The sequence below is a fragment of the Natronosalvus rutilus genome, from assembly GCF_024204665.1.
In the GTDB taxonomy this organism is placed as follows: Archaea; Halobacteriota; Halobacteria; order Halobacteriales; family Natrialbaceae; genus Natronosalvus; species Natronosalvus rutilus.
This window is the reverse complement of record NZ_CP100355.1, coordinates 2,211,121-2,232,123: the sequence shown is the minus strand read 5'-3', so window position 1 is coordinate 2,232,123 and position 21,003 is coordinate 2,211,121. Positions and strand designations below refer to the sequence as shown.

Genomic DNA, 21,003 nt, shown 5'->3' with positions numbered 1-21,003 from the left:
CGTACCTAGTAACTTCATGATCAGTTCGATCAACAGACCGATCCAGAGCGTTAAGCCCGTCCTTGGTGACGTCGTGCCATGAACTCGGACGAGCTAACGACCACGGTCTGGGAACTCGATCAGGACGAATTCCCGGCAGACGAGCCAATCGAAGAGCAGGCACGGTTCCTGCTTCGATACGCGATCTTGGCACCATCCAGCCACAATTCACAGCCATGGCAATTCACGATAGACGAAGACCGCATCCAGATCTTTGCCGACGAGACGCGCTGGCTAGAGGTGGCTGATCACGACAAACGGGAGTTACATCTCAGCCTCGGCTGTGCCATCGAAAATTTCTGCATTGCAGCAGAGCATTTTGGATTCGACTATCGAATCCAGTACCACGATTCCGGAGAAACCGATTCCATTGCCGTCGTGACCCTTCACTCGGATGGAAATCAATCGAGCGACCGACCACGAGGGCTGTTCAAGCAAATCACGGAGCGATACACGAGCCATGCACTGTTCGAAGATCGATCGCTTCCCCAACCCACGCGAGATACGCTCCACCAGAGCATTCTCGAAGACGTCGTGTCACTTTATTTGATCGATGAGCCAGGTCTAAAGCGATCAATCGGGGAGCTACAGGCAGAAGCAGATCAGATCCAGATGAACAATTCGGAGTACCGGAAAGAACTCGGCTACTGGGTTGGGATCGGCGCGCTGGGCCAGTCGTGGCTTATGGCTCGTATTGCACAATCTGTTGTAACTCATTTCGACCTCGGTGATCGTGAGAGTCAGAAAAATTCGGAGCTGGTTCGAAGCGCACCCATCATCGGACTTCTCGTCACGTCAACCGACGACCCACCGGCGCGAGTCAAAGCTGGACAAGCTTACGAACGGCTAGCCCTTGCTGCCAGCGCCGACGATCTCGTCACCCATCCAATGAGTCAGATTTTGGAAATCCCCGAAAAACGAGAGAGGCTTGGTACTCAGGTTGGAATTACTGACGGTATTTCACAGCATCTTTTCCGGTTAGGGTATACAGATGAATCACAGGATCACACACCACGTTGGCCGCTTGAAAGGTTCCTCTCAACGCAGCTATGATGTGTCACCGTCCCGGGTTTAATTTGCTCAGAACTCTGCAAATTTCAGATAGCTCCTCCAAATCGAAGAAATCTGGCACGGCTGACCACGATCACCCCCGACAAAAGCTACGGCTGGGACGCGCTCCAGCACGGACTCGGAGAGGCTGGCATCCGCCCGGTAATCAAACATCGAGAGTTCCATGAACTCGACAAAGCGAACAATGCTCACCACGACGAAAACATCTATCACCGCGGGTCGGTCGTTGAAGCGATCTTCATGCAATGAAACATCGGTTCGGCGAGACGTTGCGGGCGAGAACGCGGTTTAACCAGTTCAGAGAACGCGTCCTAAAGGCCGCCATCAGAAAATCGATCAAGCTGTGAAGCTTTAATGCCACTGATCTCGCGCGTCTAAACAAGCCCCAGAGCACATATTCGGTACTAACTGCCCCAGACGAAAGAGATGTAAATCGCCGAACGTGGAGTGCTGATAGACATCCTGTTGAGCGTATTAAAGAGTGTTATTGCTCTGCTTCGACGATGGCCCCGAGGCGGACGGCTGTTGGTTCAGCGTGGCGATCAGTAACTATCTGTAGCCCAACGGGCTTGCTCTCGGTCGTCCCACAGGGCACCGACAGAGCCGGGTGGCCGGTCAAATTGAATGGAACGGTGTTCGCTACGGTCTGAACGAACGACTCCAGATCAAACACCTCGCCAAATTCCGGTGCCGGGATCGGTGTCGTTGGTGTGATGAGCGCGTCAACCCCCTCGAACAAGTCGTCTATGCTAGCAGTGAGAGCTTGTCGGAAATTTTGGGCGGCGACATACACGGAACCCTCAGTAATCGCATCCACGCCATCACCAATCAGCAACTGATTGCGAACAATCTCACCGTAGCCGCCGCTACCGGTCATTGTGGCCACAGATGTCCGCCAGGGCTCACTGTAGCCGGTACCTGTGGTATAGACCTGCCCGTTAGTACGGAGCAGTTTGGCGAACTCCGGACCGATGATTCCCATTGACGCCAGCGGTGCGTTTCCGATCTCGGGTATCGATACGTCTTCGACGGTGGCGCCAGCGTCCTCAATAGTCTCGATACCACCTCGAACCTGCTCAACAACGCCCTCAGTCGCATTGTCCATCATTTTCGTAACGACACCCACGTGGAGCCCTTCGATTCCCTCGCCAACTAGGTCAGTTAGTCCTGTAGCAGGCTCGACACCCAACGTCCCGGGGTCCTCGGCAGACGGTCCGCCAATCGTCTCGAGCGTCAGTGCAGCCGTTTCGACCGTCTTCGCCAACGGGCCGATGTGATCTAGCGAGGGCGATAGGTCAGCAAATCCAAAGCACGGAACTGCACGGTGAGTAGGTTTGAATCCGACGACCCCACAAAACGATGCAGGGATGCGAATCGACCCTGCGGTGTCGCTTCCGAGTGCCACATCGACCAGATCAGCGGCGACTGCGGCAGCGGATCCGGCAGACGAGCCTCCCGGCACACTTCCTTCAACCACCGGGTTTTCGACAGGGCCGTAGGCACAAGTCTCCCCCGTCGTGAAGTATGCAAACTCGTCCATGTTAGTCGTGCCCACGACGTCAGCTCCATGGTCGACGAGACGGCGAGCTACGGTCGCGCTGTACTCTGGAGTGAACTCGATGGCGGTCGACCACATGTCATCGGTACACCAGCGACCGCAATGTTATCTTTCACCGCTACCTTTAGCCCTGTTAGCTGGCCCGAGTCTCCCTTCAGTGAGCAACGATAGCGAAAGGCGTTGTACTCATCGTCCCCCTCGTGGACATCAGTTGCCAAATCCCCATCCGGCGTCGAGGGATCAAGCGTCTCGAGCTGTTCACAGGTCTTGGTGATTTCATCAGCGTAAGCGCCGATCGCGTCCTCGTCGAGAGCGATGCCAAAATCACTCGCTGCCTTTCGGACCGCATTTTCATGTTCACCCATGTAGATTCAGCAACTATTCCCACGAGGTGAATCAAGAATGTTTGCTCCCAAGCACCCCCTACTTGCCCGCAGGTTTCATGCTGGTGGACGGCCCCAGCACAGGGTCGACTCGCCTCAGCAGATGTAACCGATAGGCCGTAGTTCCTAAACCCACTGGTGAACTCACTCTTTGTATCTCGCACGCTCCTTCTGACACTCTCTCGGGAGTTCACCGAGTCTCTACGAGATAGAGGGCGCCTATGTCACACGGTTGGATGGTCAGGTCAGATACACATTCCCGAATCTGGCACTACAGATAACATCCTATTATGAACGGCTCAATCACTTTAACAGTCAGTCCTCTTCGACTACATCGACTGCCACTTCATTCTGTCGCATAAACGGTGGTGTCCACGGGGCATTATACCGGAGGAGATAGGGGTCGCCTGCCGGTTCGATTCCTTCACGCTCGAGTGTGGAAAGAAGCTTCCGTGTCCGTCGTGCAACCCGCGGCTCTGGAGCATACCAAGAAAACTGGTCCACAGCGACTGTCTTCTGTGGCTCGGTGACGAGTGTAACATCCGATTCCGTCGGTTCTGGTGCAGTTTCAGGACTATATTCTGAGGGCAGATAAAACGCCATCCGGACCGTATCAGCGTCAGTCTCAGTCGCCTCTGACCGAACAGGAGTAGTCATCGAGATTGCTTCCCCGTTCTGTGTTTCGACAGGGGCAGTCATCGAGATCGACTCGTTACCCTGGTTGGCTCCCGAGATGTATCTGAAGAGTTGCCGAAATGCAATCCGCTGATTTGATGCCGTCGTTTCGACACGAATCGTCTGGGGATAATGACGGATTTCACCGCCGTTTAGCGTTCGTAGCTGTTCATATGGCACTGATTTTGCCTTCCAGGTTGAGTAAATGCCCCACCCAACCCAGCCAACAAATGCCACGCCACCGCCAACAATTACCGCCTTCGTGAGTGGTCTCATACACCACTCTCGCCGTCCATACAAATGAATGAACTCCCCAGACAAGTGTTGACGTGTTTTTCTGCGTGCTGCATGGACACTTTGTATACAGCAGGCAGCTCTGGTCATCTCCTAAGGGTTTCAACAATGCCTACAGAATATACATACACGATGCCACTCCCTATTTTGGACGGGCCATTGCCCTCATCCTCCGTCCGCGATTCCGTCAATGGGCTATCCATCGGCGACTCGCCACCAACAATCGTCAGTATCAGTGATCTCCACGGCTATCTCGAACCAACGCGAAGCGCACTCCTGACGTTAGCGGATCATCCTGAGTTCGCTCCAGTGGTCGTTCCCGGAGATGACGGGGCACTCCACTGGGCAGATGAAAATTACGTGCTCGTATTCAATGGAGATCTTATCGATAGGGGGCCAGCAAACGAGGGCGTCCTCGCGTTGGTAGCCAGACTTGTTGACGAGGCTCCGCCCGGGCGGGTTCGGATCACTCTTGGAAACCACGAAGCGATCATACTCTCACCTGATCACTTCGGATACACGCAGTGGTTTGCTGGCAGAGTAGGCGGAGACGATCGACGACAATTCCTCGAACAGATTGTAGCTGGCCACATAGTCGCGGCCTATGAGGGATACAACGTCACCTACGTCCACGCTGGGTCGCCAACCGAATATCGAGTAGAGAAGGTCAACGAGTCGCTCATCGAAGCCGCTAAGAAACTGCTCGAGGCTGCCGGAACCGAGTACGACGTGGGCACGCAGAGGCGAATCATCGATGAACATCAGCGCGTCCTCGGCGTTGGCACCGGTCACCCAAAGAATCCCGGGGCGGGCCTCGTCTGGCTCGACTTTGAACATCTCCCACCAGACGCACCGCCGCAGGTTGTCGGACACACTCGACACTCGATACCCCAACGCAAGGGGAGTGTGTACTGTCAAAACGTGCTTCGCGCAAACCTCGCCTCGAAAGGTGGTGAAGCAGTCTTTATCGAAACTCCTGAGTCCCTATCCAGTCTCACCCGAGAGGCTGACGGCAACGTCGAAATGAGAGAAATAAATCGGTTTGATTAACCCTATCTCTTTCATTGGAATCGTGTCCAGTATCCTCTTGCTAGTTGTGTATAGAGGTGCTTCCAGTCGACATCCATCCAGACTTCTGCTACTTTTCCATTTTCGTGTCGGTGGCGTCCTTTTCCAGTGAACGAGACCGCAGCGTAACTTGGCGGAGTTCCGTATACTGTGCCGGTGTGTGTTCCAGTGAATATCCACTCAAAATTGATGAAATCCTCATCAGCAGTTAGTGTCTCGACTTCGATCGAGCAATCCGGAAATGTGGTGATGAACAGGGAAGCTAACTTCCGATATCGGGTTCGAGTGACCGGTATCTGTAAGGGGAAATCCTGCCCTCGATAATCGGATGTATAGATCTCATTTATTGCATTCAGGTCGTGGTCTTCCCATACTTCGATGACATCGCGCAAGCTAGTGGCTATGCGCCTTGACTGGCTATCTGTTGGTCCCCTCTCACGGCAATGACCAGGGTTCGAATCCCTGACGGAGCACTTCATCGTTCCGCTGTCTCCTGGTTTTGAGCTGTGACACCTGGTATTCGACCGTGCCACTCCAGGACACTTACATCCACTGGATAGCCTATTCCACCACCGTGCAGCGATTAGTCTCCATTGTCCGGCGTCCACACTCGCCGGATACCCTTTCGTTCTAATCGAACGGACCGTTCACCGATCGATATCCTCACCGGTAATGGCTTCTTGAGGGCGGTACACGACCGAATTAGCGTTTAAACAGTTCCTCACGATTGATGGTGTATGTCGTCATCACGGCGTCGGTTTCTCGGAGTGAGCGTACTGGCATCGATCGGGGGCCTGGGTGGCTACCGAATCATCGGAACCGGTCGGGCCGACGACTCCAGATCGGACGGAAAGCAAGATAGCGGCGAAGTGGACAACGGACAGACGCAGACGGTCACCGTGAGACAGGAGCCTGGAAACGCTTTTTAGTGGGTGCTCCCGGGCGAGCGGCGACTGAGTCCCCAGGTGTTCGGCACTCCGGAGAATCCGCGACGCGGGACCGACCTACTCCAATCGCGGATCGAACAGGCGAAGGGGTTCCCCGAGCCGCTCGACGAAGCCATCCCGCAGCTCCTCCAGGACCTGCCTCCGCTCGTGGCCGCGCCCGAGGAAGCCCGCGAACCGATCGAGGACGAGGAGTCGGATGGGATCGCTCAAGAACGGTTCACCGAACCGACGCTGTACAGCGACAACGCCGAAGTGACGAACGGTTCGTTCGAAATTACCTACGAGGATCATCAGCCGTACGACCAGCCCGGCCCTCCGGGCGAGACGACCGATACGGTGGCTCTCGACGTGTCGTTCACCGATCCGGCGGGCAACGAGTACGAACTCGAACACGATCACGTCGTCAAACCGCCGATACCCGGCTAGGAAACCGGTGGCGGCGTATTTACGGGCGCCTGGCACCACGGAATCACGGGAACCGGATCCCCGCTGATGCCGCAGGTGTACGCCTACGGCGCATCCTGGGGAGTCGGAAACGTACATATCAATGACAAGCTGGCTACCGAAGATGGGTTCCGCCTCATCCACTTCATGACGACCCAGACGGTTCGAGACGAACGATATCGGATCGTACTCGACGAGGAGATGCCGCTCGCGCCAGACGAAACGATCGCGGGTCGGATCCATCACACCCACGGCGTGGTGTTACCGATCAGGCCGACCGACGAGGGGCCCGTGTACGACCCGGTACCGACAGCGTTCGAACTCCCCAATGGTGACCACCAACCGTTCATCCACGCGATGTGGGAACAGGATGAAATCGTCGACGGCCCGTTCGCAGACTGGGAATTCCCCGGCGCGGACGAAGACGAATCGGCTTCGGATGGAGCAGGCAGTGACGAGGGCGACTTCCGACTCCTCGGTAATGCCGCCGCCTGGATGGGCGACGCTCCCGACGCGATTGCCGACACGGAGAATCCTCCCCTGGAACTCGAGGAAGGAACTGAATACGTCCTCGTATGGGAGAACGTCGACGGACAGCAACACAACTTCGCGATCGAAGACGAGAACGGTGAGAACCTCCTCGCCAGCGAGTTGATGGGTGAGGACGGCGCAACCCAAACCGTCGAGTTCACTGCCACCGAAGCGATGGCCGAGTACTACTGCCAGGTCCATCCGAATTCAATGCGAGGGTCGATCGAACTAGTCTAAGGTCGCCAAATTCGAGATGCAGACTGCTGGCGAGTCTTGTGATGCGAACTGTTGGCCGCTCCAATCCGTCATTGGAATTCCTCTGCAGTGAACGACGAGTGTACTGGCGCACACTGACGGTAGTCTGCTTCCTGGCCTCTCCGTAGAGAGAGAAACAGCGAAATTATGAGAGACACCGCTGTCGGTAGATCCATGAACGTTCGACAGGTGGTGCCAAAGGACGCAATTCCGAGTATCGACAGCCCAACGTTCGGAACGGGGTATTCTGGCGACAGGAACGACGACGTCATCGTTGTCGATTCGATGCCGGCGAAGGCGTATCCGACTCGGATTCTCAACTATCACGAAATCGTAAATGACGTGCTCGAACGTGACGGTGAGACGGTTCCGATCGCGGTGACGTGGTGCCCACTATGCGGGAGTGCGATCGTCTACGAGCGCACCATCGACGACGAAGCCGTCACATTCGGCGTCAGTGGAAAACTCGCCGACGACGACCTGGTCATATACGATCGGAAAACCGGATCGGAGTGGAAACAATCAACCGGCGAGTGTATCGCCGGTGCGTTCGAAGGGCGGCACCTGACGATGCGCCCTGGCGCGATGATGACGTGGGGAACGTTTCGCGACCGATATCCAGAGGGCGTCGTTCTTCAGCCCCCGGAGAATGCTCAGAGTGAAGCCGCAAGTGACGACGACACTCCCGCCCCGGTCACGTACGACGACCAACCGTACACGGGCTACTTCGAGAGCGACGGGTTCGGGCTGGCCGCTCACCGTGGAACGGATGATATGCGATCCTGGGACCGGACGGATCTCGAGCCGAAAACAGTCGTTCTGGGACTCGAATTCGATGACGAGGCACTCGGCTTTCCATTACCTCGAGTAGCCGATTCGAACAGTGTCGTGTGCGAAACGATCGCTGGAACCGACGTCGTCGTATTCGCGACCGACGACGGCATACACGCGTTCGAAGATCCGGGATACGAGTTCGAGCCAGGGACTGACGGGGAATTTTACGCCGATTCGACGACGTGGAACGGTGCAACGGGAGAGGCAGCCGATGGGCGACAATTGATACGACTACCAGCACGACGACTCTTTGCGTTCGCCTGGCAGGACGATCACGGTCCGGACGCGTTTTTCCAATCTTGAGGAAACCAATAGGGTGCTTACTGGCGGTCAGTCAAACGTCCTCACTCTGATGGTGTCCGTTCGGCTAGTCGGCAATCTGTTCCGACTGCCGCGTCTTTTCAATCTGGAGCGGATCGGACGACGAAGTGGCGGTGACGAGCCGTAAGAACTGGCCGGCGTTAGTGAGGAATTTGTTCTCCGCTTTTCGGAGGTGCTCTTCGAACGTCGAGCGAGCAACGGCCGTCTGATCGGCCAATTCCCGGAGTGACGTCTTCCGTGGTTGCTCGTAGTACCCGCTCTCGAGGGCAAGCCGAAGCGCGGCCAGCTGTCGTTCAGTCACGTCTTCGAACAACTGATCGACCGGAGCCAACATACTGTGAGGGATTTGCTGCTCTGTAATCGCCGTCTTCGAGAGGACTTCGATGTCTCGATCGACCTCCAGATCGTGAAGGAGAGCCCGGACGTCACCCTCGTCGAACGCGATTACCGTGTAGTGCTCCCAGCCCTGCCGGTGGATCGTCGGCGGCTGGTACAGACAGTTGTATTCCTCGAACCGTTCGATGATGGAGTCCTCTAATGAACAGAGGCAAGATTGTGTGACGACGTGGAGACCGGACGAATCAATCGACTTGTGAAGGATCGTCCCCAGATTGTCGATTTCTTCGAGGAGTTCGGCAGCTGGCGATTCCGGGGACGTGATCTCGATTACCTGGCAGTCGCTCAGGTACCACTCGCGGATTGTGAGGTCCGGGTAGTGTTCCGAGATCTCCCGATATGGACACTCGTGTTTGACCCGGAAGGAGGCCTCGTAGAGACTCATACACGGGTAGATGGACCGAATAGAAATAACGATGCCGGTCATGACCGGCAGCACCTATATCCTAAAATCCCTCGTATGGGTAACCACTGATGTCGGAGATTCGTCCCAAGCAACTCGGTAACCGGTTGCAGACCGATACAGATGATCTGCTCGTGCTCGATATCCGTCACACGGAGGAGTACGACGACTGGCATATCCCGGATAGCATCAACGTCGACGTCTACGACGAACTGGCCAACAACCCCAATACGGCGAAGGAGGCCCTCGCAACCCTCCCCGACGGGAAGGAGATTGTTACCGTCTGTGCTGCGGGCGTCGTCTCGCAAACCGCAACGGATGTGCTCGAAGAACTCGGGTACGAGGCTGCGACGCTCACGGACGGGATGAACGGGTGGAGTCGCGTTCACCGGAGCGCGCCCGTCCCGACCACCCTCGACGGAACGCTCGTCCAGGTCGCTCGTCCGGGAAAGGGGTGTCTCTCTCACGTCCTGATTTCCGACGGTGAAGCGGCCATGTTCGATCCCTCACACTACCTCGAGGAGTACGAGGAGATTCTCGACGACCACGATGCTGAACTCGTCAGTGTCTTCGATACGCACGCACACGCCGACCACGTCTCCGGCGGTGCGGAACTCGCCGAACGCCACGGCGTTCCGTACTATCTCCACTCGAAGGATGCACTCGCTATCGACGCGACCCCGGTCGAAGACGGAGAGACGGTCGAAGTCGGGAGCGTTGCCATCGAGGTTATTCACACGCCCGGCCACAGCGAGGGAAGCGTCTCGTTCGATATCGACGGCGAGGCGCTCGTTACGGGCGATACGCTCTTTCACGAAAGCGTCGGCCGCGTCGAACTCGGCGTCGAAGCCGGTATCGAGGATTCCGACGCCGAAGCGAACGCCGCGACGCTCTACGAGAGTCTCCAGCGGCTGCTGGACCGCCCGGACGACGTAGTCGTCCTCCCGGCACACGATCCCGGGTCGCCCGAACCCCCGGTGACCGCGACGCTAGGCGAAGTTCGAGAACGGAACACCGACCTCGAACGCGATCGGGAAGCGTTCGTCGAGACGCTCGCCTCGGATATTCCGGATCACCCGCCGAACTTCGAACGCGTCAAGCGAACGAACGTCGGGCAGGAAGACGTCCCCGACGATGAGTTGTCCGAACTCGAGCTGGGTCCAAACCGCTGTGCTGCCGAGTAATCCATGAGCGAGGCAACTACACTGAAACAGGGGATTCGCGAACACCTCGGGCAGTTCTCGCTGCACGTCCTGTTGGTGTTCGCAACGGGACTGACGATTGGTTCCGAGCGCACCGTCGTACCCGTTTTGGGCGAGGACGTACTCGGCGTCGAGTCGTTTCTCGTCATCGGCTCGTTCGTCGTCTCCTTCGGCTTCGTCAAGGCCCTACTCAACCTCTACGCCGGGAAGTGGGGCGAGGAGTACGGTCGCAAGCCGGTGCTCGTGCTCGGTTGGCTCACCGCGTTACCGATCCCGATAATCCTCATCTACGCCCCCAGCTGGAGCTGGATCACCGTCGGGAACGTTCTGCTCGGGATCAACCAGGCGCTGACCTGGAGCATGGCGATCAACGCCAAGATCGATCTTGCGAGCCCCGACCAGCGCGGGCTCGCCGTCGGTATCGACGAGGCGTTCGGCTACACCGGGGTCGCCGCCGGCGCCTGGATCACGGGCGTCATCGCCGGCCGGACGAGCCTCCGACCGGAGCCGTTCTACTTCCTCGCGGTCGTCGTAGTGCTCGCGCTCCTCATCTCCATTTTCCTCATCAAGGAAACGGTTCACCTCGCGCAGCACGAGGGGGACGACGACCACCACGACGCGAACCTCCCCTTCAATGAGGTGCTGAAGCGGGCAACGTACGGCGACCGAACGCTGTTCGCCGCGGCGCAGGCCGGCCACATCGAGAACTTCGTCGACACGCTGTTCTGGATCGCGGTGCCGCTCTATCTCACGAGTCAGGGGCTCGCGATCGAAGCCGTCGGCGTCGTCGTCGGTGTCCACAGCGCGATGTACTTCCTCCAGATTGGCACCGGCGGCCTCGCCGATCGCATCGGACGGCGTCCGCCGGTCATCGCGGGGATGTTCCTCGCGGGAGCGGGCGTCCTCGGCATGGTGTTCGTCGAGGGCTATCTCCCATGGGCCGCCCTGGCCGCGGTCTCCGGGCTGGGGATGGCGTTACTCTATCCGAATCTGATGACCGTTCCCAGCGACGCCGCTCACCCGTCGTGGCGGTCGGCGGGAATGGGCGTCTACCGGATGTGGCGGGACGCGGGCTACGGGGTCGGCGCGATCCTGATCGGCCTCGCGATGCAGTTCGTGAACGCCGAAGCCGCGTTCTACATGACGGCAATCTTGATGTTCGTCTCCGGCGCGATCGTCTACCTGTGGATGGAAGAGACCCACCCCGAGTTCGGAACGCACGAGCCACCTGCGCCAGCTACCAAACCAGCCACTCGGCCAGCGTCTGAAGACTAGATCAGTAGAACGCCCTTTTCATAGTTGGTCGCGATATCCGACCCAGATTCTGTTCGTAGCGACGCCGAGTTCCTCCCGAATCCGAACCGGTTGACCGCGATCATGTCACGGATGAAGGGAAAACTGGTCACTACGAGTTTTTCGTCTAAAGCTGCTCGTAGGTCTACTCAGTGAGCCCCTGGATAGGGATCTAACAGATGAGCAAGTACAACAGTACGGAAGTTGGATGGTTTCCTCACCAAGGTTTTCGATGGGCTGTCTGCCGCGAGTGCACAGAGGCGCTCGAGGGGTGATACGCGACGATCCAGCGATCATCGGATTCGATCCAGGGAGAGGCGACGCGGCCACCGTCGGCGACGGTTGCCTCGGCGTCTGGATCGGGCTTGGCAGCCCGGTCTATGAACCGATGGAAAAACTCCGTCACGCCGACGAGGCTGAACAGCGCCATCCAGACGATCACCCCTACCTGGCTCGGAGAGAGTTTGTTTGGTGTATCGACGAACCCATCCAGCGGCCGGATCTCACTGACACTGTGATCGATCCGGGCTTCCTCCGAAGATGGTCCGCCCTGTGACACGACGAACCACATCGGGAGGAGTACCGCGAGCAAGAGCACAACGATAACGATAGTGCAACGATCCATGTGTGGGAATTATGCGGACGAAGAGGCCAGTAGATTCACAGCGCAATCGTGTAACCTGGAGCGGGGCCCGGTCCACTCATTTTCCGCTGGCTCTCGTCTCCTCGAGATGTGTAGACACAGGAGTGGCAGTATCTGAGCCTGGTCAGGCCAGGTACTCTCAGCATCCGCAATACGTGACGTTGACGGTCGGCTACCCGTCGAACCTTTCCGTATCGATCGTCTCCAGGAAGAGCGGGCTTACGGCGAGTTCGCCGGAGGCGATCCGGATGAGGCGCGGCTCGTCCCATCACGACGGGAGACGAGAACCGCGGCCAGCACCGCCACGAAGATTCCGACGGGAAGCCCGAATATCATCGCTGTTGCGAGGCCGACCGCCTGCGTCCAGAGAACCACCGCCGCGAGTCCACCGCCGGCGACGAACCCGATGATTCCCGCTATTGTCGCCCGGAGGCGACGTACCGTCCGTTCAGTGCTCCGGCCAGTGGCAGTGATTTCTTCCCGGTACGTGACGCCCAGGTGCGTGAGCAAGACCAGGGCTATCCCGGCCGTGAGGCCGGCAGGGAGCCCTAGCATCGCGGAGGGCCAGACGTAGGGGTCGAGGGCCTCGGTCACGCCGATCCCGATCACGAGAAAGCCGATAATGCCGACGACCACACTCACCGCGACCTTGAGGATACTGTTCATGGTTCTTATACGGCCGCTGAGAATATATCCCTCTTTGCTGACTCCCGGGCACAGAGAAAGATGGCTGCTGAACGAGGACGGCCACGAACGGGATCCCGACCGAGAGAAACACGTGGGCCTCCGCCATAGCTCCGATGGCTGCTCGGGGAGAGAACGATCGATGGCCGGAAATCGGCTACTCGTCAGCGCCCTGTCGCTGACTGCCCCTCGGCACGTATCTTCACCGGGATGGGCGTCGAGTGACGATCCGTGTTCGCGTGCTCATAGCGGTCGATATAGACGAGGATCGAGCACTCTCCCAGGCGGATTTCGTGATGACGCTGCCGAACGCATCGGGGTCGGTCGAAGCGAACGTCCTCGGCGATCGCAAGCAACCCTCCATCGGAAGGCGGTCTTCGGAAGCGTCACCCAATCGGTCTATCTTCGAAACCGACCGCCCCGTGTTAGTCAGCCGCGCCACTCACGACTGAGGCGGCGTTCGGATTCGCTGGCACTTCCGTTCACTCTCACGCTAGCAGTTGCTCGCAGCGGTCGTACTGAACAGCCGCTGGGCCCGAGCGAATAGACGCACGGCATCAGACGCCGCACTCGGTCCGCGTCGACATCGACGACTCGAGTAGAGCCGCAGTGTGACGCTCGAGTCGGCGAGTCCCCCTCCACATTTCCCCAGGTGATAATTCAGTGAGAGGGCCAATAGCGTTTCAAGACGACGGCTGTGGTACGGCCTACAGTCATGCAAGCGTTCGTGATGAATGAGATCGGCGAAACCGGACTCGCCGAGAAAGAGGAACCGGAAGCAGGCCCGACCGACGCAATTCTTCGTCCGACGAAGGGGCTCATCTGCACATCCGACGTACACACGGTTCACGGCGCAATCGGCGATCGGGAAAACCTCACGCTCGGTCACGAGGTCGTCGGCATCGTCGAGGAGGTCGGCGAGGCCGTGGAGTCATTCGAGCCGGGCGACCGCGCTGTCGTCGGTGCGATCACCCCAGACTGGGGGTCGGAAGCGGCCCAGGACGACCACCCGTCGCAGTCGAACGGCGCCCTCGGCGGGTGGAAGTTCGCGAACGTGAAAGACGGCACGTTCGCGGAGTACGCTCACGTCAACGAGGCGGACGCAAACCTGGCCCACATTCCCGACGACGTCAGCGACGAGGAGGCGGTGTACACCACCGACATGATGAGCACGGGGTTCATGGGTGCCGAGCACGCCGACATCCCCATCGGTGGGACCGTCGCGGTGTTCGCCCAGGGTCCCGTGGGCCTCATGGCCACCAAAGGTGCGGCACTCCAGGGGGCAGGACAGATCCTCGCGGTCGAATCGGTCCCGGAACGCCAGGAACTCGCCGAACACTACGGAGCGACGGAGATCGTCGACTTCGAGGAGCACGATCCCGTCGAGCGAATCCGTGAACTGACCGACGACAGGGGCGTCGATGCCGCCATCGAAGCCCTTGGTTCCTCGGCGACGCTCGAGCAGTGCGTCGCGGTGACCAGGCCCGGCGGGAAGATTTCGAACATCGGCTATCACGGCGAGGGCGAGTACGTGAACGTCCCGCGTGAAGAGTGGGGCGTCGGCATGGCCGAAAAGGACATCGTCACCGGCCTCTGTCCCGGCGGTCGGCTCCGACTGCGACGGCTCTTACGACTCCTCGAGGCGGGGCTGGTCGATCCAACGCCGATGACTACCCACGAGTTCGACTTCGACGAAATCGAAGAGGCGTTCCGGCTGATGGAGAGCAAAGAGGATGGGATCATCAAACCGCTAATTCACTTCGACTAGGATTCAAGAGCGGCCCGAGAATATAATGAGGAAGGCCGGTGACGTTTGGGTATGTACCAGACGATTCTGCTGCCGACCGACGGAAGCGACGCCGCAAACAGTGCCGTGGGACAGGCCTACGAGGTAGCCGAGCGCTTCGGCGCGACCGTTCACGTGCTCTACGTCATCGACGTGGAGCAAAACTACTCGTTCGAAGCGTCCGAGGAGGAACTGTCCGAAGCGTTTCGAGACGAGGGCGAGACCGTGACGGAGGAAGCGGCCCGCCGAGCGCCGGAGGGCGTGGACGTCGTCACGGCCATCGAAGAGGGGTCGCCACACCAGTGCATTCTCGAGTACGCCGACGAACACGGTGCGGACCTGATCACGATGGGGACACACGATCGACGCGGTCTTGATCGGTTCCTGATCGGGAGCGTCACGGAGCGCGTCCTGCGTGGGGCTGACGCGTCGGTGCTGGTGACGCGAACGGCGGCGGAGGCCGGCGTTGAAACCGCCGAACACGCCATCGAAGTGGCTCGAGACATGCTCGCCAATGAAGGCCACGAGGACGCGACCGTGCTCGAGGAACCGTATGAACAGGGCGGGTACTGGATCGTTCGGACGGAAGCGGACCACGAGCAGTTCAACGTTCACATCGAGCGCTCGAGTGGTGACGCTCGGGTTGCTCGGATCGAGAGGCGGTGACGGTGACTGGTGACCGGTGACAGGTGACTGGTAACTGACGCGCGCCACCTCGAACTCGATTCTCGTTGGGGCACGTTATTCCCTCCGTATCTGAGAACTGGTCGAAGTGGTAGAAATCCGATTACCTGCACTGAACTACGTTGGCGTTTTGATGCAGACGACGTCGTCGATGGGCTTTCGCAATCGTTCGGCTGTCGCCGTCAGCCCATCCACGACGAAAGGGCGTTTGAGACCGCATGGCTCGCCACTATGTTTAGATGTGACTGACCAGAGCGTACCAGCGTCTAAAACTTCGCAACTGAACTGGCGACGGGGAGGAAGGTACCCGTCACCAATCCCAGGTCAGGGTCTAATAGGTGGGTACTGATCGGATCGATACTGTCGCGCACGGTAGATAGCGCGACAGGTTGTCATGGTGGTGCGATTATTATCAATCTCGTCGCGATTCCCACTCACTTGTAATCGTCCCACGCGGTCAAAACGCAACGTTCGGAGACCCCGTCTATCGGGGCTTAGTTTGGTTAGAGATGAAGGACCACGCAGATAGTGACTTGAAGCGCAAAACAGTTCGAACTGGTGGACTGTGACGATCGACTCGGTCCGCAGACGGGCGACGAGCAAGTGGTTCCAGCAGGGCCAACGTATACGGCACCACTGATCGTACGGCCGTGCATGGAGGCGATGGTTATCACCGACTTCGGCGGTACCGAGGTATTCGAACAACGTGAGGTCGATCAGCCGACTCCGGGGCCGACCGAGGTCCTCGTTCGTGTTCACGCCTCGTCGGTCAATCCCGTCGATTGCAAAATTCGTCAGGCGGGTTCGTGGGCCGGGATCACTCCACCGACCGTTATCGGATACGACGTCTCCGGCGTGGTCGAAGGGATCGGAGACGAGGTCACCGACTTCGAGGCGGGCGACGAGGTGTTCTACACGCCCGAGATCTTCGGCGAACAGGGTAGTTACGCCGAGTATCACGTCGCCGATGAGTCGATCGTCGCCCGAAAGCCCGAGTCGCTCTCTCACGAAGAGGCGGCGGCGCTTCCCCTCGCGGGCGGGACCGCGTGGGAGGCGATCGTCGAACGTGGCGACGTGACTGCCGGCGAGACGGTGCTGATCCACGGTGCTGGCGGCGTCGGTTCCCACGCCGTGCAGATCGCCGACGCCGCTGGTGCACGGGTAGCTGCCAGGACGAGTCCCGCGACCGTCGAACAGACCGAAGACCTCGGCGCGACGCTCGCCATCGACTACGAGTCGGAGGAGTTCGTCGAGGCGATCGAGTCGACGTTCGACGAACCAGTCGACCTGGTCTTCGACACCGTCGGCGGCGAGACGCTGGTCGAGAGCACCGACATCACGAAGCCTCACGGGCGACTGGTCACGATCCTCGAGCCGGAAGGCGAGTGGGGCACCGCCTACCAGAAGAACCTGACCGTGGAGATGCTGTTCCTCGAGCGGGATCGACGCCCTCTCGACGGACTGCGCCGACTCGTCGAGCAGGGCCGCCTCGAGCCCGTGATTGATTCGGTCCTGCCGCTGTCGGACGTGGCGAAGGCCCACGAGATGGTCGAGGAGGGTGGCCTTACCGGCAAGATAGTGCTTTCCGTCGACGACAAGTAACGTTAGGGTATCGATCCGTTTCAACCATATTCGCGCCTTCTCTTCAGCACGCCTCGTGACCTCGAGTGTTTCACGCGCACTGGCATGCCCCTCATTTTTCCCGGTAGTCGTGGGCCCTTCCCTGATGGACGCCACCGATCGAACCATCCCGCGACGACAAGCATTGCGCATCGGCGGCGCAACTCTGTTCGGAATCGCGGGAGTCGCAAGCGGAATCGGATCGGCTGTACTCGAGCGGTCCGCACAGGAGGATGGTGAGGGCACGCAGGAGGAAACGATAGTCGCCTCGAGCGAGGCGGTCGACGTCGGATCGGACGAGAGCCTCGAAACGTGGGTGTACGACGAGCAGGTTCCCGGCCCCGAACTCCGAATCAGTGAGGGGGAGACGCTTCGTGTCTCGCTCGAGAACCAGTTGCCCACGGAGACGACAATTCATTGGCACGGCGTTCCCGTGCCGAACCCGATGGACGGCGTCCCCGACGTCACGCAAGAACCCGTTCCGTCCGATGGGACGTTCGAGTACGAGTTCGAGGCGACGCCGGCGGGGACGTACGTCTACCACAGCCACGTCGGATTGCAACTCGATAGGGGGCTCTACGGGCCCCTGATCGTCGAGGAGGAATCACCGCACGTCGAGTACGACCGCGAGTATACACTACAACTCGACGATTACCTCGAGGAGGAACCTGCGCTGGACTCGATCGAAGCCCCACCAGGCGGCGATGGCGGGATGGGTCCTGGCGGTGGCGGCGGGCAGGGCGATGGACGAGGTCCGAACGACGGTATGGGCCCAGGCGGCATGGGTCCCGGGGGCGGTGGTGACGGTGGCGGCATGGGTCCCGGAGGCGGGGATGGGCCTGACGACGGTCGCGGCCCGGGCGATGGAATGGGCCCTGGCGACGGTATGGGCCCCGACAGTCAGATGATGAGTCAACGACCGCCGTACGAGGGACTACTCGTTAACGGTCGCCTCCCGTCGAATCCACCGGTGTTCGGCGTCGAAGAGGGCGAGCGCGTTCGTCTGCGTTTCATCAATCCGAGTAGCGCCACGACCTATCGCGTCGGCGTCGGCGGACACTCGCTGACCGTCACGCACGCCGACGGGCGACCGGTTGAACCCGTCGACGTGGATTCGTTCGTCGTGAGCATGGGCGAGCGATACGACGCGATCCTCGAGGCAGACTCCCCAGGTGAATGGGCTATCGTCGCGGAACCCGTCGTCGGCGCCGAGGATCCCGCGGAAGCGAGACTGCGATACGAGAATACCGACGACGGCTCTGTCGACCGACCGTCGTTCGACGGCCGGGAACTCGAGTACGGCGACCTCGAGGCGCTCGAGCCGCTGGATCTCGACGGGGAACCAGACCGGACGTTCGACTTCACGCTGTCGGGCGGAATGATGGGTGGCGCCGACGCCGACGCGTGGACTATCGACGGGGAGGTGTACCCGGACGCCGACCCGCTCGAGATTAGCGAGGGCGATCACGTCCGCGTGCGGATGGTGAACCGCAGTCCAGCGATCCATCCGATGCACCTCCACGGTCACTTCTTCCAGGTCGGCGACGCGGTCAAGGACACAGTCCTCGTCGCGCCCCACGGCGATCAGGTGACGTTCGACTTCCGCGCAACCAATCCCGGCGACTGGCTGTTCCACTGCCACAACGTCTACCACCTCGAGCGGGGGATGGCTCGCGTGTTCGAATACGAGTGAGGAATACCGGGAAAACCACACCCCGAATTGATTGGGACTGCCGTAGAGGACACCCGTATGGTCAGCGCCCTCGAGTACCACGAGCGCACCAAACACTCGCCAAAAAGCGTCCAGGAGAGCGGCCACCGTCTCGATTTCGATAACAAGCCTCGCCCCTTCAAGCGCTACGAGAACCTCTCGCGACGAGCGCTATCGGAGCGTGTTCGCGTGACCGGCATTCCTGCGCTGTCGGCGATCACACCTACCCACGCCGATTTCTCGCACGAGCGAGCCGTCGACCTGGACGCGCTCACAGCGCTGTCGTACTTCTCGACCGGAATCACGAAGCAACTCACCCGTCAGGGTCGCGAGCTACTCTTTCGCGCCGCGGCCTGCACCGGGGCGCTGTATCACGTCGACCTGTACGCGGTCTGTGGCGACCTCGCGGATCTGAAAGCCGGCGTCTACCACGTCGAGCCCCAATCGCTGTCGCTCGACGTGCTTCGCGAGGGGGACTACCGGGGCGTGCTCGCGGCCGCCAGCGATCACGACGGCGTCGCGACTGCACCGGTCACGTTCGTCGCGACGTCGACCTGGTGGCGAAACGCCTGGAAGTACCGCGACCGGACGTACCGTCACGCGTTCTGGGATTCGGGGACGGTACTCGCAAACCTGCTAGCGACCGCGGATTCGCTTTCTCTCCCCGCGGAGGTCGTCCTCGGGTTTGCCGACGAGTCCGTCGTCGAACTGCTGGGTGTCGACCCACGACGGGAAGCGCCGCTCGAACTCGTCCCCGTCGGCGCCGGCAATCGTGCGCCCGACGCACCCACCCTCGAACCAATCGATCCGACGACTGCGGCGCTGTCACCTGAAGAGAAGGAGTTCCCGCTCGTCCACGAAGCCTGGCGGGCGAGCACGCTCGAGAGCGGAGACGCCGTCCGCGAGTGGCGCTCTATTGCACGAGCGCAATCGGTCGGACAACGAAAGGGAGGTGATGGAGACCGGATCGAACTCGACCCGGTCAATTACGAGACGGAGTCGAAGCGGCCGCTACACGCGACGATCCGTCGCCGGGGCTCCTGTCGCGCCTACGAGCGCGAACCGGTGAGCTTTCGGAAATTTTCGACAGTGCTCGATCGTGCTACACGAGGCGTTCCGTTCGACGGTCGCGAATCCGACGCCTCGCCGCTCCAGTTCGTCGACGCGTATGTACTCGTCAACGGCGTCGACGACGTTCCGCCCGGCGCATACCACTACCACCCCGAGGCGGGCGAATTCGAGCGCCTGATCGACGGCGAGTGTCGCGAGGAGGCAGCCCACCTCGCGCTCGATCAGCGCCTCGGTGGGGAAGCCGCGGCCTGCGTGTACTTCCTGACGGACCTCGAGGCGGTCGTCGATCGACTCGGGAACCGGGGGTACCGACTGGCACAGCTCGAGGCGGCGGTGACCGCCGGGCGTTGCTATCTGGCGACCTACGCATATCGCGATCTCGGCGGAACCGGGCTCACGTTCTACGACGACCGCGTGACGTCGTTTCTGTCCCCGCGTGCCGACGGACAGACGCCTATGTTCCTCTACACGTTCGGCAAACCGGAGTAGAGACGTGAACCGTGTGATTACTTAGATCGCATCTATCGAATGTGCATCCATCGCTGAGCCGACTTGCGGGTCGATTGCACCGACCTGCTCTCGCAACCACCGACCATATTGGTATAGCATTTAATGGTTTATGGGCCGGTTTCAGCGAGCACCCGTATTACTCGATGATTCGGGACGAGCGAACACTCTCGTGCAGTCAACTATTATAGCCCCGATGGACGGAAGCGATGACACAGATGAAGCGATTGAAAGAGCTAAATACTGGTGAATCAGTTCAACTCGACTATTCATGCGCCGCTGTCGTCAACGAACGGTTCGTCGCTACTGACTACGACGTATTTGAGGAAGCCGATTGCAAGGCTGAACGAGCATTGGATGAGGCGAGCGAGAAACGTAACCGGGATTGACGTCAAAAAACACCGCAGGGCTGGGATTTCGCATAGAGAATTCTTCGAGCCATCGACGAGTACGAAGGGGCCTCGACAATGGGTACACACGGACAGAACGGACTCGACCATTTCTTCAGGCCGGGAACGATACCGATCGTGGAATTCGTCGGCTTTGGTACTCGTTCGTACAGTTTTCAAATCAGACTTCAGAA

General features: G+C 59.6%; 20 protein-coding genes and 1 pseudogene. 15 read left to right on the top strand and 6 right to left on the bottom strand.

What is annotated here, in order from left to right:
- Window positions 1-78 precede the first annotated feature (78 nt).
- Both NGM29_RS10695 and NGM29_RS10690 read left to right on the top strand, forming a co-directional pair.
- A complete protein-coding gene (locus NGM29_RS10695; protein WP_254156117.1) occupies window positions 79-1,092 on the top strand; it encodes an Acg family FMN-binding oxidoreductase in 1,014 nt (337 codons plus the stop codon).
- A gap of 66 nt (window positions 1,093-1,158) precedes the next feature.
- Window positions 1,159-1,465, top strand: a pseudogene (locus NGM29_RS10690) (IS5/IS1182 family transposase); the annotation flags it as partial.
- Between the two features lie 129 nt (window positions 1,466-1,594).
- Here the strand turns inward: NGM29_RS10690 and NGM29_RS10685 are convergent.
- Together NGM29_RS10685 and NGM29_RS10680 are read right to left on the bottom strand one after the other, a co-directional pair.
- Window positions 1,595-2,746, bottom strand: a complete 1,152-nt coding sequence (locus tag NGM29_RS10685) for an amidase (RefSeq protein WP_254156116.1) — start codon at window positions 2,744-2,746, stop codon at window positions 1,595-1,597.
- Between the two features lie 620 nt (window positions 2,747-3,366).
- Window positions 3,367-4,002, bottom strand: a complete 636-nt coding sequence (locus tag NGM29_RS10680) for an SOUL family heme-binding protein (protein ID WP_254156115.1) — start codon at window positions 4,000-4,002, stop codon at window positions 3,367-3,369.
- 150 nt (window positions 4,003-4,152) lie between these two features.
- On the opposite strand from NGM29_RS10680, the gene NGM29_RS10675 reads away from it, so the two are divergent.
- On the top strand, window positions 4,153-5,070 hold the full coding sequence (locus NGM29_RS10675; RefSeq protein ID WP_254156114.1) for a metallophosphoesterase: 918 nt from the start codon (window positions 4,153-4,155) through the stop codon (window positions 5,068-5,070).
- Between the two features lie 11 nt (window positions 5,071-5,081).
- Here NGM29_RS10675 and NGM29_RS10670 read toward each other — a convergent pair whose 3' ends face one another.
- Window positions 5,082-5,567 (bottom strand): ester cyclase, encoded by a 486-nt coding sequence (locus NGM29_RS10670; protein WP_254156113.1) that lies wholly within the window; start codon window positions 5,565-5,567, stop codon window positions 5,082-5,084.
- A 258-nt stretch (window positions 5,568-5,825) separates the two neighbouring features.
- Here NGM29_RS10670 and NGM29_RS10665 point away from each other — a divergent pair, with 258 nt between their 5' ends.
- The 4 genes from NGM29_RS10665 to NGM29_RS10650 all read left to right on the top strand — a co-directional run bounded on the left by NGM29_RS10665 (window position 5,826) and on the right by NGM29_RS10650 (window position 8,402).
- A complete protein-coding gene (locus NGM29_RS10665) occupies window positions 5,826-6,017 on the top strand; it encodes a hypothetical protein (RefSeq protein WP_254156112.1) in 192 nt (63 codons plus the stop codon).
- Window positions 6,018-6,053: 36 nt separating this feature from the next.
- The gene (locus NGM29_RS10660) at window positions 6,054-6,461 is read left to right on the top strand and encodes a hypothetical protein (protein WP_254156110.1); all 408 of its coding nucleotides are present in this window, start codon (window positions 6,054-6,056) and stop codon (window positions 6,459-6,461) included.
- Between the two features lie 66 nt (window positions 6,462-6,527).
- Window positions 6,528-7,247, top strand: a complete 720-nt coding sequence (locus NGM29_RS10655) for a cupredoxin domain-containing protein (protein ID WP_254156109.1) — start codon at window positions 6,528-6,530, stop codon at window positions 7,245-7,247.
- Between the two features lie 192 nt (window positions 7,248-7,439).
- Window positions 7,440-8,402: a DUF3179 domain-containing protein gene (locus tag NGM29_RS10650; RefSeq protein ID WP_254156108.1), complete on the top strand. Its 963-nt coding sequence runs from the start codon at window positions 7,440-7,442 to the stop codon at window positions 8,400-8,402.
- A 64-nt stretch (window positions 8,403-8,466) separates the two neighbouring features.
- On the opposite strand, the gene NGM29_RS10645 is transcribed toward NGM29_RS10650, so the two are convergent.
- Window positions 8,467-9,201, bottom strand: coding sequence for a helix-turn-helix domain-containing protein (locus NGM29_RS10645; protein ID WP_254156107.1), 735 nt, complete (start codon window positions 9,199-9,201; stop codon window positions 8,467-8,469).
- An 89-nt stretch (window positions 9,202-9,290) separates the two neighbouring features.
- On the opposite strand from NGM29_RS10645, the gene NGM29_RS10640 reads away from it, so the two are divergent.
- Both NGM29_RS10640 and NGM29_RS10635 read left to right on the top strand, forming a co-directional pair.
- Entirely contained in the window at window positions 9,291-10,403 is a 1,113-nt protein-coding gene (locus tag NGM29_RS10640; protein ID WP_254156106.1) for an MBL fold metallo-hydrolase, read from the top strand.
- Between the two features lie 3 nt (window positions 10,404-10,406).
- Window positions 10,407-11,696, top strand: a complete 1,290-nt coding sequence (locus NGM29_RS10635; protein WP_254156105.1) for an MFS transporter — start codon at window positions 10,407-10,409, stop codon at window positions 11,694-11,696.
- A gap of 235 nt (window positions 11,697-11,931) precedes the next feature.
- Here the strand turns inward: NGM29_RS10635 and NGM29_RS10630 are convergent, their stop codons facing one another.
- Together NGM29_RS10630 and NGM29_RS10625 are read right to left on the bottom strand one after the other, a co-directional pair.
- Window positions 11,932-12,285 (bottom strand): hypothetical protein, encoded by a 354-nt coding sequence (locus NGM29_RS10630; protein ID WP_254156104.1) that lies wholly within the window; start codon window positions 12,283-12,285, stop codon window positions 11,932-11,934.
- A 291-nt stretch (window positions 12,286-12,576) separates the two neighbouring features.
- Window positions 12,577-13,023 (bottom strand): DUF8147 domain-containing protein, encoded by a 447-nt coding sequence (locus NGM29_RS10625; protein ID WP_254156102.1) that lies wholly within the window; start codon window positions 13,021-13,023, stop codon window positions 12,577-12,579.
- A gap of 733 nt (window positions 13,024-13,756) precedes the next feature.
- Here NGM29_RS10625 and NGM29_RS10620 point away from each other — a divergent pair.
- The 6 genes from NGM29_RS10620 to NGM29_RS10595 all read left to right on the top strand — a co-directional run bounded on the left by NGM29_RS10620 (window position 13,757) and on the right by NGM29_RS10595 (window position 20,809).
- A complete protein-coding gene (locus tag NGM29_RS10620; RefSeq protein ID WP_254156100.1) occupies window positions 13,757-14,809 on the top strand; it encodes an NAD(P)-dependent alcohol dehydrogenase in 1,053 nt (350 codons plus the stop codon).
- Window positions 14,810-14,860: 51 nt separating this feature from the next.
- Entirely contained in the window at window positions 14,861-15,493 is a 633-nt protein-coding gene (locus tag NGM29_RS10615; protein WP_254156098.1) for a universal stress protein, read from the top strand.
- A gap of 672 nt (window positions 15,494-16,165) precedes the next feature.
- Window positions 16,166-17,113: a zinc-binding dehydrogenase gene (locus tag NGM29_RS10610; RefSeq protein WP_254156096.1), complete on the top strand. Its 948-nt coding sequence runs from the start codon at window positions 16,166-16,168 to the stop codon at window positions 17,111-17,113.
- 124 nt (window positions 17,114-17,237) lie between these two features.
- Window positions 17,238-18,824: a multicopper oxidase family protein gene (locus tag NGM29_RS10605; protein WP_254156094.1), complete on the top strand. Its 1,587-nt coding sequence runs from the start codon at window positions 17,238-17,240 to the stop codon at window positions 18,822-18,824.
- Between the two features lie 57 nt (window positions 18,825-18,881).
- Window positions 18,882-20,402 carry a SagB/ThcOx family dehydrogenase gene (locus tag NGM29_RS10600; protein ID WP_254156093.1) on the top strand — a complete coding sequence of 507 codons (1,521 nt, stop codon included), beginning with the start codon at window positions 18,882-18,884 and terminating at the stop codon, window positions 20,400-20,402.
- Window positions 20,403-20,638: 236 nt separating this feature from the next.
- On the top strand, window positions 20,639-20,809 hold the full coding sequence (locus tag NGM29_RS10595; protein WP_254156092.1) for a hypothetical protein: 171 nt from the start codon (window positions 20,639-20,641) through the stop codon (window positions 20,807-20,809).
- Window positions 20,810-21,003: the final 194 nt, after the last annotated feature.